This is a genomic window from Marinococcus salis, assembly GCF_054971365.1.
Genome location: NZ_JBQOJB010000003.1, coordinates 242005 through 255189 on the forward strand (window position 1 = coordinate 242005; position 13185 = coordinate 255189).

Consider the following 13185-nt stretch of genomic DNA (forward strand, 5'->3'; position numbering starts at 1 on the left):
GGACGAATTGTTAGAAATTTCGTTCTATATATTTTTTTTATAACCCTATTGATTTTTTCTTCTGTTGGTATTACATTATTCAAAGTTGGGGTTTGGAGAGAGAGGAGGCCGTCGCATGAATTGCTGGAAATCAGTGAATCTACGAAAAGAAAACAACACAACAAAAATGACAATCATGTCGGTAGGATTTTCCTTTTTAACTTTTATGTTTACTTTTTTAATCTTCAGTTCGATCCATCCAGAGACGCAGCTCAAAGGCATCGGACTAGGAGTTCTTCTTTTAATAATGCTCAGTCTTTACCCTCTGCATTCAATTTTGCACGCCGTACCACTCTGGATGATTGGTATCGCTACAACCTGGAAATTTGACCGAAACCGCAGGAAGCAGCTTCCTGTGATTAAATACAGCTTCAGTAAACCCGTATCGAGAAATATGTATGTCGCGGCTATGCTCAGTCCTTTCGTGATACTTGGAACAGCAAGTATTGCCGGGGCCGTGCTTATGCCGGGCTACATGCATTATTTTCTAATTGTGTTTTCCTTAAACAGCGGCATGGCTATCCATGATTTTGCGTTTATCCGCCAGCTGGTGAGGGCTCCAAAGCACTGTACAGTGGAACGCAAGCTTGACGGCATGGATATTGTGCTTAAACAGCCTTCATAAATAAAAGCGGCCCCGGCGCGAGACAAAGCGCCGGGGTCTTTTTTATCTGCCTACGGTGAAGACAATTTCATCTTCTTCAAGGTTAACTTTGTCCGCCCTTACTGTATATTCTTCATCCTCACTCCACTGATCAAGCCTTATTCTGATTGTTTCTTCTTCAGGATTAATCTGGACGAATTCCGGAAATTCTGACTGGCTCTGCACTACCGTTAATACTTCCGGCCCCGGAAGCGGCAAGCCAGCAATGGAGAAATCCTCTTTCCGTAATTCAATATTTCCATTTTCTAAAGCCTCTGGCACAAAACTAAGTTCAATATCAATTTCGCGTCCCAGAAGCTCGAGCGCAGATACAATCTTAAACTGGCCATTTTCCACTACTAAGTCGGCTCTTTCATTTTCCATTTCTGCTTCTAGAATGTTATTTACCTGGGCAGAATCTGTTTCTCCGGTAAAGTACGGCTGGAAATCTTCCTCTTCGGAAATCTGCTGTTCTGTTTCTGTGGACCCGCTTTCCTGGTCCAGGGAAATCCACCAGAAGACGAGAGCACCTATGACAATAACGTTGATGGCTAATAGCAGGATGAATAAAATTTTCCATATGTTCCGCGACAAGCAGATCCACTCCTTTTTCTTGTAACAACTGCTTTTTTACTATATCATGTTCGGCAAAAACGTTATAGATATAATATCTTTTTTCTCTGTGCTTCCGGGTTCTGCCTATCTTTTTCTCTTATGATTTGTTATGGTAGTATCGTTAGGAATGGGGGAATTCTATGTTTATACTTTTCTTTATTGTGTTCGCTGTTGCTTATCTGTTCATCATGAACTCCATGACCAATAAGTTTGTTACCCAGCGGGAAGTTCCGGATGAAAAACAGCCGAAGGTCTTCAATACTATCAATGTGCTCGTAACCATCCTGCTTGTTTCTTCGTACGTTGAACTTCTTTTGGCAGCCTGAAGCTGAGAATTTTTTATCCTATTGTATAATACAATAGGATTTTTTTTACATTAATCGACATTTTTAAACTTTTTAATATGGTACAATATTGGGGTAGCACGAACATACATAGGGAGCTGGAGAAATGAAAAAATATATTTTTATGGCCGCAGGGATCAGTAGTGCCCTTTTGCTTGCATCCTGCAGCAACGAAGGCAGTGCAGCGGGAGACGGCGCGATTGTTGAAGTGAACGGCGAAAGTATTTCTGAGCAGGATTTGATGGAAGACTTGAAGGACAACTACGGCGAAGGTGCTTTAAACAATCTTATCCAGCAAAAAATATTAAATGATAAAGCCGAGGAGCTGGACATTTCAGGCAAACAAGTAACCAAGGAATTCAAGTCTATGAAAGAGCAGTATGGCATAGATGATAACGACCAATTCCTTCAAACCATCCAGGAAAATATGGGCGTCCAGGTCGAGAGCGTTAAAGCTTTCAAGGAGCAATATGTAAAACCGCAGATTGTGGTTGATGAGCTTGGGTCCCAGGATGTTGAGGTAACCGAAAAAGAAATGAAAAACTACTACGAAGAAAATAAAGACGATCTTGTCCAGGTCGAAGCTAGCCACATTCTCGTAGATAGTGAAGAAAAAGCAAACGAAATCATCAAAAAGCTCGAAGAAGGCGCAGATTTTGCTGAGCTTGCAAAAGAAAAGTCCATCGATACTGCTTCCGGTGAAAGCGGCGGTGAGCTTGGTTATTTTGGCAAAGGAGAAATGACGGAAGCTTTCGAGGAAGCTGCCTTTAACATGGAGACAGACTCCATTTCCGAAGAGCCTGTGGAAACAGAGCACGGCTTCCATGTAATTAATGTTACCGGTAAAAAGGAAAGTTATAAGGAATTGAAAGATGATATCAGGGAAACACTTCAAGCAGAAGAACAAAAAGACGGTCAGCAGGTGCTGAATGAATTAATGCAGGACGCTGAGATCAACGTCGAAGACGAAGATTACAAAGACTGGGTTCAGACGTTCACTGAAGCAAGTGAAGAGAGTTCAGGGAACTAACAGTCTGCCGCAAAAAAACCGGGGCGATTACGCCTCGGTTTTTTGTGTCTCTATTTCATTTTCTGCAGGAAGAATGATGGTAAACCTGACGCCCGCCTCCGTATTGGCTGCCTCTTTTGATGCTCCGTGCAGCTCCGCAATCTGGCTTACAATCGCAAGACCGAGCCCGAACTGCCCTTTGTTCCCTTTCCGGAATGGCGTGAAGATATATTCAAGTTCTTCCTCATTTATGTTTTCCCCGTTATTTTCCACGGTGATTTTCACTTGGCCTCCTGCATCCTTTTCCGCTTTAATCCAAATACTGTCCTCTGCGTAACGAAGCGCGTTTTCCACTAAATTTTCAAGCAGCACCCGCATATGCTCAGCATCTGCATACATACGTACGCTTGCTCCTTCGATATAAAAGCGGATGTCGCTACGCTGAAGTCGAAAGCGTTCTTCAATCGCATAAGCCAGTTTGCCGAATATGATTTCTTCATGCTCAATCGCCTCTGTTTTAAGCGAATCAAGCTTCGTATAATACAGCATATCCCTAACCCTTTTATCCATGCGGTTCGCTTCATCAATGATGACGTCCATCGTTTTTTCCATGTCTTTTTTCGGCAGAATACCGTCTTTAACGGACTGCGCATAGGATTTAACAACCATTATCGGTGTCTTAAGTTCATGAGAAGCATGCTGGATAAATGTTTTTTGCGAGTTGTCATACCGGATTAAATTCTGCCGCATCCGTTCAAACTGCTCGGACAGCTTCTGAAAGTCCTGGTCCCCTTTCCAGTTGAACGGCTCTCGCCAATTCCTTTCAGCGATCTGTTCAAAACGGTTCCCAAGCACGCGCAGAGGCTGCCGCAGGTAGCGCTTTAGCCAGATCGCCGGCAGCAGGCTTACGACACTTGTGATAAGCAGTATGTACACCAGACGCGTCCACAGACGATTCACCATTGTGTCTCTGTACGTATCCCACATGTAGGAAATTTGAAATGCTTCTTCTCCGTCCGATTCCACTTTTGTAATAACGTAAAACAGGGTAGCGTCGTTAAACGTAAGTTCATACCGCTCCCGCTCCGCATTTTGGTTGCCGGCATTTTCAAGCATTTCTTTTTCTACTTCCGCCGGCGGACGCGGTTCCCCACTGACCGTTTCATTTTCAGTAACAAACACGTGTCCTACCGAGCGCTCCGCTTCCCGTCTTTCAATAAAATCCAGATCATCTGATTCCGGAGGAGTAAAATAATCACTCAGCGGGTTAACGAGCTGGGCTTGTTCTTCTTCAATAATCCGGTACGTTTCTTCTGTCAGTGTCCCCCGGATTGAAATAGGATACACAATGATGACTGTCAAGCCGACCAGGACAATAATGGCAATAAAAGAGAGCCAAATGCGCTGGGTTAAATTCACTTTCATCATGACGGCAGTACACGATACCCATATCCATACAGCGTTTCCAGATGAATTCTCGGCATTTTCTTCCGGACTCTCCGCACTACGTCATCCACGGCGCGTTCAGAGCCGAAATAGTTTTCTCCCCACACATGCTCAATAATATCTTCCCTCGACAAAGCTTTGCCTACCTCCTCGGTCAAAAGCAGAATTAAATCCATCTCCTTTGTGGTTAATTCGATATGGGTATCGTTATTTTCAGCATCCGTTACCGTACGTGCTTCCGGATCGATATAATAATTGTTTACTTCTGTCCTTCTTGTCTCGGTCTGGGACTCCCCGTAAATACGGGATAACAGCTTTTTGGCACGGATAATCAATTCCTGGGGCAAAAATGGCTTCGCCAGGTAGTCATCGCTTCCCATCTCAAGGCCAAGCACCCGGTCAAGATCCTGATCTCTCGCGGAAATAAAAATCACCGGCACTTCCCCCTTTTTAGAAGAACGAATTTCTTTTAGTATTTGATAGCCATCCGTGCCCGGCAGCATAATATCGAGCACCCACAGATGCGGCGGGTCTTCTTTAGCCTCCAGGGCTTCTGTGCCATTATCAAATACGGTCACTTCCCACCCCTCTTTTTCCATGTAAGGCTTCAGCACCCCGGAAAGGTTTTCTTCATCTTCCACTAAATAAATTGTATATGCAGTCGTCATATATCTCGTTCCTTCCTATGAAGATACGTATTCGTCTGCTATTATCGTAGCAGTATTATTACTCAGACGCCACTTTCATCTGTATTAGACGGTATTTATGTACCAGCGTTTCTAAAAAAGAAAGCCGCACTGCTTACCTGCAGGCGGCTTTTCATGGTTACGTTGTGGTTTTTTCCTGCTGGTTCTGCTCCATTTTTTCTTTGCGTTTCGTGAAAACGAGTGTCTGGAAAATCATGAACACACCACCCGTCGCCCAGTAAAGAGAAAGGGCAGACGGCAAAAATATACCTGCTACAATCATCATTACCGGCATGAGCATCATAATTGGCCTCATATTCTCAGGCATGTCCTTCGCCGTAATTCTCGTTTGTAAAAACATCATCAGTCCCGCGAGAATCGGAAAAATGAAAAATGGATCGGGTTCTCCGAGGTCCACCCATAAGAAACTGTGGGCTGCCAATTCTTCTGTACGCTGAATAGCAAAGTAAAAGGCCATCAGTATTGGCATCTGCAGAAGAATAGGCAGACAGCCCATCATTGGATTTACACCCTCGTCCCGGTACAGCTTCATCATTTCCTGCTGAAGCTTTTGTGCTTCTGCCTGATTTTTAGAGCTGTATTTTTCCTGAAGTTCTTTCATTCTCGGCTGCAGCCGCTTCATGGCAATAGCACTGTTCTGCTGTTTTAAAAACAACGGAAGAAGCACGATACGAATAATAATCGTTACCACAATAATCGAAAGACCGTAGTCTCCGTTAAAAAATTGGGCGATCGTGATTAAAAGCCACGAAAACGGGTATACAAAGAAACGATTCCAAATTCCTTCACTGTCTGCTGATATTGCTTCCTGTTCGCCTCCACAACCGGCGAGCACTAGCATCAAAACACTTAACATTGCTATTAATTTCCACTTACTATTCACTACATTCACTCCTTCTTATTTTTCATGCTTCCAGATTATGATGAAAAATAAGAAGAGTCTTCATCATCATGCCTGCTGTCTGAAGCGTCGGGTATCTTCTTTTGTACAGTAACAAAGCGAAGAGCAGCCGCCTCAGGCACCCGGCTGTAATCATCATAGCAGACACAGGCTTCCTCGTGATGGAGAGAATAAGCATTGGTGCTGGTGAGATGCTGGCTGACGGTCCAAAGCGTAGTGATGAGCACGCTTATAAGGAGAAGCCATTCTACCCAGTTTATTTCTGCAAACGTTTCAATAAAAAACAACTTATCCCCCCTCCTCTGCTAAGTGATTTTCTTCAAGACTCACCAGTTCTACTTCTTCATCATATGTGTTGTGATAATTAAGAATATCGTCTACGTACCAGTCCGCCTGGTTATATTGATATAACGCCCGCCGTAACTCACCGCCTGCTGCTCCGTGGGATGCAAGAAAATTTGCTGCCGAATACACGGCATCCTCGAGAGCATATGGGTCCGCCCTGCCGTCACCGTTAGCATCAATACCGTAGCCTCCGTATTCATTAATCGTTTCCGGATCGGTTAGTTCCTGTTCCCCTATGTCGGTATTGCCATTTCCTCCGCAGCCCGGATAATCCCACCCTACAAAGGTGCATGGCATAAACTGCATATGTCCTACCGCCCCTACCGGGCTTTCCAGGGTTTCCATCGTAGAAAACACAGTTTCCACCCGGTGGACCGCTGCTAAGAGGGTCCACGGAATATCATAATCTTCTCCCGCCTGTTTGTAAACAGAAATATATTCTTCCGGAACTTCATTTTCTGCAAAGTCCTCCGGGGAATTGTACGTCGGTGTGCTCCCGTCCTGCACCGATGATGCAATAAAAACAATAGCTGCTGTGAGTAAAGCTGTCACTGCTGTAATTAAGTAAACGTATCGATAACGCTTGGCCTGCGGACGCACAGCTTCCCCTCCTGTTAACATAACTCGTGACTGGACACACATTCTTCCATGTTTATTGTAGCACGTATCCACTAGAAACTATAACAACCCAGGTGACAATAAAAAAAACTTTCCCCCATTGCAGAGGAAAGTTTTTTTATTACTGTTGGCCGTTATTCTCTTCGGGCACGCCGTAGAGTTCTTCAAGCGGCTCAGTGATAATTTTATTCAAGTCAGAGATCACTGTACTGAGCTGCTGCTCCTGCTGCATCAGCTTCGAAATAACTTCGTGCTGTTGTACCATTTCGAACTGTTTTTGCGCCTGAGTAATTTCTTCTTCCGAAGGCTGCTCTCCCTGCATTTGCTTTTGCTGGAGTTCAAGCTGTACATTACGGAAGTTATCAAGCATACGCTTTGCGACTTCGTCCTGCTCTACTTCATCATGAAGCTCTTTAAGCTGCTGGAATTCTTCGCTGTCACGAAGCGCACTGGATAATTCATAAGCCTTGTCGTGAATATTGGACATATATAAGTCCTCCTTTAAGATTGTCTGTACGAGCATAACATGAACAACCAATAGAATTCATCCATTCCGGAAGAATCAATGGCATTTTTTTATTCATACTACCCACAACACAACTATTCCCTGCACACAGCCTACGAAACCGCCAATCAATCCCCCTAAATACGTGATCAGCCTGAATTCCCTTCCGGAAATTGTGAGCAGCATAGCCTCCATCCGAGCAGTCGAAAACGAGTCCACCTGTTCTTTAACCACGTCGTGAAGATGAAGCTGTTCAAACAGGTTGGGGAGCCTTTTAGCGATGGAAGCCTGCCCTTTCTGTACTGCCTTTGGCACCCATTCCTCCAGTACTTTTATCTCGTAAGCGGGGGCCCAGTCTTTTAAAGGCTGTTCCAGCCTTTCCATAACCGGTACGTGCTTATCGACCGTCTCCACAATATAATCTACGGCAGCCCGTGAGTCCACATATGCAAAAGCTGACGATGCCGGCTTTTCAAATAACGCTTTGCGTTCCTGCTGCAGCAGCCCTGAAATCATTTTTTCCGTGCCGGGGTCTTCAAAAAAACGCAGTACCTCTGGTTGTATGCGATCTACGAGACGGTCGTTACCAATCATCGTGCCGAAAAAGTTCACCATCGAGCCCTTTCCTTCTAAAAAGCGCTCGAGTAAAAGTGCCAGCTGCTGTTTTCCAGCACTTGACCGAAAATAATCGCCGGCTTTCACCATGATTACCTGAGTAAGCTCTTTGGTTATGAGTTCTGATTGATGGACTGCGCCCGGGGGCAGCAGTTCCTTAATAGGGGTATCTGCATGGCGGTGCTTAGCCTCTTCCCATTTTATATCGAGCGTCTCTCTTAACGTCTCACGGAGAAAGCCGCGACTATCCTTTAGGCCCGTCCACTTTTCGACATAGTCGGATAAGCTTTTTTCAGAATACAGGTACTCCTTCATCTCTAATGTTACCCATTCATTTAACTGACGAGAGAACATATCACTTCGAATTTTTGTCTGCAGCCCCTCCGGAGTCAGCAGATGATCTGTTACGACCCGGCCGAGCTGCCCAGCGAGCTCATTCCGCCTTTTGGGGATCAACCCGGGTGTAAACGGCAGCCGCACGGACCCTACATATATAGGCTTATATGGCCTGAACAGCATCCGGATCGCAAGTGAGTTCGTCACTCCCCCAATGGCTGCTCCGATAGCGATCATAATAATAATAGTAATAGCTGCATTCATGGTGATTGCTCCTTTGACAGTTCTCTGTGAATTTAAAGTTAGCTTTCTTAGGTAAAAATAAATTCTTCGTCCTCTATAATAAATGTCCCACGCTTGAATACGTTTCTCCATACTCTTTTATTCACGTTATCCGGTGGCGCCGAAACTATTTGTATGCTTTTTAGCGGGAACGTTTGAGCTTCAAGCCACCGCTCTGCAAGTTCCTGCTTCCATCCTATGGAACCGCTCCATCCTTCAGCAGGTGCTATGACTGCCTCCGCGCTTCCACCGTTCCAGCGCAAAAGCGCCGTTTCCACGGAATCCATGCCCTCTAGCCATTTTTCAAGCGGCAGCAGGGAAACCGTACGCTGCCCCACTTTATTAATATCAGACTGCTCCCCAGCATACGTATATCCTTCTTCGTCATCTATTAAAAATCCAGTACCTGCCCACACGTCTTTCCATAAGGACCAGGGGGCGCCGTTATACTTCACCTGCCCATCAACCAACACTTCCCGGCTGCCTGGCCACGGTTTCTTTACTACTATTCTTCCAGGAGCGTGACGTACAGCATATCCCTCGCTGTCCCAAGTGTCTGCCACCATTCCCGGCAGGCGGCTGTTGTACTTTTCAAGATGCACACCGCGGTCCGGAAGATCAGCAATAATCATTCCCGAGGCACAAGCCCCTCCGAAAGCTTTTAAAAGTGGAATTCTTCCTCTTGTTAGTACATTCATAACCCACTGAAGGTCGCTGCTCATCCAGTCTTCTTCCCATGTCAGTACGTAGCGCAGCGAATGCAAATGATATTCTTTCCACTTACTCTGGGCCTGAACAGATGCCGTCCGCGCTGAGAGCGAATCAACACCGATATGTGTGATGCCTTGCGCTTCAATCGTGCTACCGGCATCAGCGCCCTGGTCATTCCAGGAAAACAGGCAGTATGCTGCATTATTTGCAAACGTCCCAAACATAGCAAACAGCTGGTCAAAACCCCACTCCCTGCTGAGCCACCACAGACGGTCTTTTGGCCGTACGTCCCACACTAATCCAATCTCGGTGCCAGACTTTATAAATAAATTCGCATGGCTGAGAACATATCCTTCAGAGGCCCCCTTTTCACTTTCATTAAAGAGAACCATTGCAGGATCTGTGCCGTTCGTTTTTTCAGGCTTCTCCTTATTTTTTCCGGCCGGCAGTGTTTGCCACTGCTTATATTTCGATGATGGTTCGCCGTCTAGTTGAATAATTTTCGCTGCAGCTAAACCATACCTTTCCTCAGCTTCAGAGACAAACGCCCCCGTTTTAATAATGAGCCATTCCGGTTGAAAATGCGCATGGGCCTGCGCCTCTGTTTCCGCTGTCCAGCGGGTGTAGTAAGGGCAAGCCACAGCGCCGATATATACTAACGCCATAAATATTACCGCTGACTGTTTATCAGGTTCTGCTGCTACAGCTGCCCGTTCTCCTTTGTTTATACCGGCTGCCCTCAGTTTTCCGGCAGCTTCTTGCACATACCCTGCCAGCATTTCATATGTCCATTCGCCGTTTTCATCGATAAACGCTGTCTGTTGCATTCCTTCTTTTGATTTATTTATCAGCTGCTCTGCAGCATTCATTTTACCTTTATAAAACCACACAGCCTCCCGTCTTCCACGCGAAAGCTCAACAGTATCTTTATATCGTCTAATCCATTTTGTTTCAAGCCGTTTAGATGCCTGCTGCCAAAACCAGGAGACGTCTATGGCGGCATGCTTTTTCAGTTCTTCTGTGTCATTTAAGCCGAGTGCTAACGTCCAATGATAAAGTGCGTTTGTCCTCCATTGAACGATAGGGGGTTCCCAAGTAGTCCACTGCATTTTTCATAGCCTCCCGACGTTTTTCCTTTTATAGAATGGGAATAGGGGTGTATATCTATTTTTACATAGCTTATAGATAAGTGAAACAAAAAGGAGTGCTCCAGATGAAAATAGCTTTATTCGGCGGCACCGGACGTACCGGTTTTCACTTTGCGATTATGGCTGACGCCGCAGGTCATGATTTGAAAATGCTTGTCCGCTCACCGGAAAAGACGGACGGCCTGCCTGCTTCTGCAGAGCAGATATACGGTGACGCCCTTGATCAGGCAAAAATGAGACAAACACTACAGGGTGCAGATGTGGTAGTCAGTGCGCTTGGTACCGATAAACAAAACCTCTTAAGCAGTGTCACACCTCTTTTGTTAAAAGAAATGAATGATCTCGGTATCACCCGTTTAATTACTGTAGGTACTGCCGGCATACTTCGGTCCCGGACAGAACCGCACCTTTACCGTTTTGAATCTGCAGAATCCAAACGAAGAAGCACTACGGCCGCCAAAGACCATAAGGCAGCTTATGAATACATTAAAGAAACCTCTTACTGCTGGACGGTTATCTGTCCAACCTTTTTGCCAGAAGGCCGCAGCACGGCTTCCTGGCGTTTTGAAACCGATTATCTTCCGGAAAACGGCACCCAGATTTCCACAGGGAACACAGCTGATTTTTTATTGCACGTATTGGAAAATCACTCTCAATTCTGCCAAAAAAGGATAGGCGTTTGTGAGTAAGGCTGTGTAACTAGCGGTACAAACATGCTATACTAATTACCATTATCTAAGTAAAAACCCCGAAAGAAGGAGGGCGGCGATATGAGTATTTTCGGTATCATTCTTGGTATTGTTATTGTTACTGCTATTATCAGCTGGATTATCGGCTACAATGCCTTAATTAAATATTTGAACTGGGTAGAGGAATCCTGGACCCAGGTGGAATTTCAACTGCACCGGCGCATGAATCTAATTCCTGACTTTGTGGATTCTGCCCAGAAATCCTGGCGCCACAAACAGGATGAACTGGAAACATTGGTTCAATACAGAAGCGAAACGTTATCCCCGGAAGCAAGCAGACAGGAACAGCTGTACATTAACTCTCTTATTGAAGAGACCCTTCACGAGGTGTTTGACGCTTCCATGCCCGAAGATAAGCAGCTGCAGTCCGAGCTGAAATCAATGCGGGAGCAGTTCGACGATGCCCAAAATAAGATTATTCATTCTTCAAGTGTTTATAATAATACGATAGATAAATATAATACAAAAATCTCCTCGTTTCCGGTTAAGTTTGTTGCAGAGCTGCACCACTTTAGAACACGCAGCCCGCTCCCTGCCCAGAGTCCTGCTCCAGGAGGAAGTGCTAAAGAAAAAGCTGAAACTTCCGTATAAACCAAATATGCATATAATTATATTTTTTAACCTGAGCCTGTGTCTTTTCCTCTCATCCATGAAAACAGATGATAACACGTTCTCATCGGAATTAGGCTATTCTTTCATCTATGCTATTCTAAACAGGCAGGTTCTCCTGAGATGAATGCATCTTTACCTGTACGATACCTTTTTTACCCTGTCCAGATATTTCGGCAGGGCTTTTTTATGTCCCAGCCTGTTTAAAAAAAGCAGTACATGGCAAAAGAATGATGAATCCTCTCGTGTTATAATGATGAAAGACATTTGAGACCACTGTCTATGTTTATTCAGCACTGTATGAGAAAGGAAGCTTCAGACATGAAAACGTTCGAACAAAAACTTCACAACTATGCAAGACTTGCCGTGGATAAAGGGGTTAATATCCAGCCAGGCCAAACTTTAGTTATTGCAGCTCCTATTGATGCTGCACCTTTTGTCAGAAGACTGGCCGAAGCAGCATATGAAGCCGGAGCAAAACATGTCTACCCGGAGTGGGCAGACGATGAATTGACGAAAATTAAATATGAAAAAGCACCAGAGGAAGCGTTTCATGAATTCCCTTCCTGGCGGGCAGAAAGCAGGGAACAGCTGGCCCGGGAAGGCGCGGCTTTTATCACGGTGAAATCCACGAATCCCGATCTGCTGAAAGGCGTGGATCCTGATAAAATCGCTAATGCGAATAATGCAGCCGGCGCTGCTATGGAAGGATTCCGTGATTATATTCAGGCTGACCGTGTCAGCTGGCTTGTAATTTCCACTCCTTCTTCGGGATGGGCGAAAAAAGTATTTCCTGACGAGCCGGAAGACCGGGCTATCGACCTGCTTTGGGAACGGATCTTCAGCGCCGTACGGGCGGACACCGAAGACCCGGTACAGGCCTGGGATGAGCATAACCGCACGCTGCGTGCCAAGGTTGATTGGCTGAACGCCAAAAAATACAAATCGCTTCATTATACTGCTCCCGGCACAGATCTTGAAATCGGCCTTCCTGACGGGCATGTGTGGGCCGGCGGCGGAAGCACCAATACCTCAGGCGTCCCTTTTATTCCTAACATGCCTACGGAAGAAGTATTTACCGCTCCCCATAAGGATTTCGTTAATGGGTTTGTAACCAACACCAAGCCATTGAATTACGGCGGCAATGTTATTGACCAGTTTACGCTTCATTTTAAAAATGGAGCCGTTACGGATATAGAAGCCGGTGAAGGTGAAGACACCCTGCGTCACCTGATTAATTCAGACGAAGGCGCTGCCCGGCTCGGGGAAGTTGCTCTCGTGCCACACAGTTCCCCTATCTCGCAGTCTGGCATTTTATTTTTCAACACGCTGTTTGATGAAAATGCCTCTAATCATATTGCGCTTGGCAGCGCTTATGCTTTCTGTGTAGAAAATGGACCGGAGATGAATAAAGATCAGAAAGAGCAGGCCGGTTTAAACACAAGTATCGTGCATGTTGATTTTATGATTGGAAATGAAAATATGAATATCGACGGCATTCTTCCCGACGGAACAAAAGAACCTGTATTCAGGAACGGTGAATGGGCTGAATAGCTGTCCTAC

General features: G+C 45.4%; 15 protein-coding genes. 6 read left to right on the forward strand and 9 right to left on the reverse strand.

Annotation, left to right across the window (positions count from 1 at the left end; translation table 11 throughout):
* The first annotated feature begins 115 nt into the window (after nt 1-115).
* A complete protein-coding gene (locus ACTTK6_RS04625) occupies nt 116-664 on the forward strand; it encodes a DUF3267 domain-containing protein (protein ID WP_079476932.1) in 549 nt (182 codons plus the stop codon).
* Between the two features lie 42 nt (nt 665-706).
* Here ACTTK6_RS04625 and ACTTK6_RS04630 read toward each other — a convergent pair whose 3' ends face one another.
* Nucleotides 707-1276, reverse strand: a complete 570-nt coding sequence (locus ACTTK6_RS04630; protein ID WP_462832809.1) for a YpmS family protein — start codon at nt 1274-1276, stop codon at nt 707-709.
* A gap of 161 nt (nt 1277-1437) precedes the next feature.
* Here ACTTK6_RS04630 and ACTTK6_RS04635 point away from each other — a divergent pair, with 161 nt between their 5' ends.
* Together ACTTK6_RS04635 and ACTTK6_RS04640 are read left to right on the forward strand one after the other, a co-directional pair.
* Nucleotides 1438-1623, forward strand: a complete 186-nt coding sequence (locus tag ACTTK6_RS04635; RefSeq protein WP_079476934.1) for a hypothetical protein — start codon at nt 1438-1440, stop codon at nt 1621-1623.
* A gap of 124 nt (nt 1624-1747) precedes the next feature.
* Complete coding sequence (locus ACTTK6_RS04640) at nt 1748-2671, forward strand: peptidylprolyl isomerase (RefSeq protein ID WP_462832810.1); 924 nt, start codon at nt 1748-1750, stop codon at nt 2669-2671.
* 27 nt (nt 2672-2698) lie between these two features.
* Here ACTTK6_RS04640 and ACTTK6_RS04645 read toward each other — a convergent pair whose 3' ends face one another.
* From ACTTK6_RS04645 to ACTTK6_RS04680, 8 genes are all read right to left on the reverse strand, one after another.
* Nucleotides 2699-4078, reverse strand: coding sequence for a sensor histidine kinase (locus tag ACTTK6_RS04645; protein WP_079476936.1), 1380 nt, complete (start codon nt 4076-4078; stop codon nt 2699-2701).
* Nucleotides 4075-4764 carry a response regulator transcription factor gene (locus tag ACTTK6_RS04650; RefSeq protein ID WP_079476937.1) on the reverse strand — a complete coding sequence of 230 codons (690 nt, stop codon included), beginning with the start codon at nt 4762-4764 and terminating at the stop codon, nt 4075-4077. Before ACTTK6_RS04650 ends, ACTTK6_RS04645 begins: the two co-directional genes overlap by 4 nt.
* 157 nt (nt 4765-4921) lie before the next feature.
* Nucleotides 4922-5686, reverse strand: a complete 765-nt coding sequence (yidC, locus tag ACTTK6_RS04655) for a membrane protein insertase YidC (protein ID WP_233133217.1) — start codon at nt 5684-5686, stop codon at nt 4922-4924.
* Between the two features lie 35 nt (nt 5687-5721).
* A complete protein-coding gene (locus tag ACTTK6_RS04660) occupies nt 5722-5991 on the reverse strand; it encodes a hypothetical protein (protein ID WP_462832812.1) in 270 nt (89 codons plus the stop codon).
* A gap of 1 nt (nt 5992) precedes the next feature.
* Entirely contained in the window at nt 5993-6649 is a 657-nt protein-coding gene (locus tag ACTTK6_RS04665; protein WP_462832814.1) for a lytic transglycosylase domain-containing protein, read from the reverse strand.
* Nucleotides 6650-6788: 139 nt separating this feature from the next.
* Entirely contained in the window at nt 6789-7154 is a 366-nt protein-coding gene (locus ACTTK6_RS04670; RefSeq protein ID WP_079476941.1) for a YlbF/YmcA family competence regulator, read from the reverse strand.
* A gap of 93 nt (nt 7155-7247) precedes the next feature.
* Nucleotides 7248-8387 (reverse strand): DUF445 domain-containing protein, encoded by a 1140-nt coding sequence (locus tag ACTTK6_RS04675; RefSeq protein WP_462832816.1) that lies wholly within the window; start codon nt 8385-8387, stop codon nt 7248-7250.
* Between the two features lie 47 nt (nt 8388-8434).
* Entirely contained in the window at nt 8435-10225 is a 1791-nt protein-coding gene (locus tag ACTTK6_RS04680; protein ID WP_462832817.1) for an AMP-binding protein, read from the reverse strand.
* 104 nt (nt 10226-10329) lie between these two features.
* Here ACTTK6_RS04680 and ACTTK6_RS04685 point away from each other — a divergent pair, with 104 nt between their 5' ends.
* From ACTTK6_RS04685 to ACTTK6_RS04695, 3 genes are all read left to right on the forward strand, one after another.
* On the forward strand, nt 10330-10953 hold the full coding sequence (locus tag ACTTK6_RS04685; RefSeq protein WP_462832818.1) for an NAD(P)-dependent oxidoreductase: 624 nt from the start codon (nt 10330-10332) through the stop codon (nt 10951-10953).
* A gap of 81 nt (nt 10954-11034) precedes the next feature.
* Nucleotides 11035-11604, forward strand: a complete 570-nt coding sequence (locus ACTTK6_RS04690; RefSeq protein WP_079476945.1) for a LemA family protein — start codon at nt 11035-11037, stop codon at nt 11602-11604.
* Nucleotides 11605-11943: 339 nt separating this feature from the next.
* Entirely contained in the window at nt 11944-13176 is a 1233-nt protein-coding gene (locus tag ACTTK6_RS04695) for an aminopeptidase (RefSeq protein WP_462832820.1), read from the forward strand.
* Nucleotides 13177-13185 lie beyond the last annotated feature (9 nt).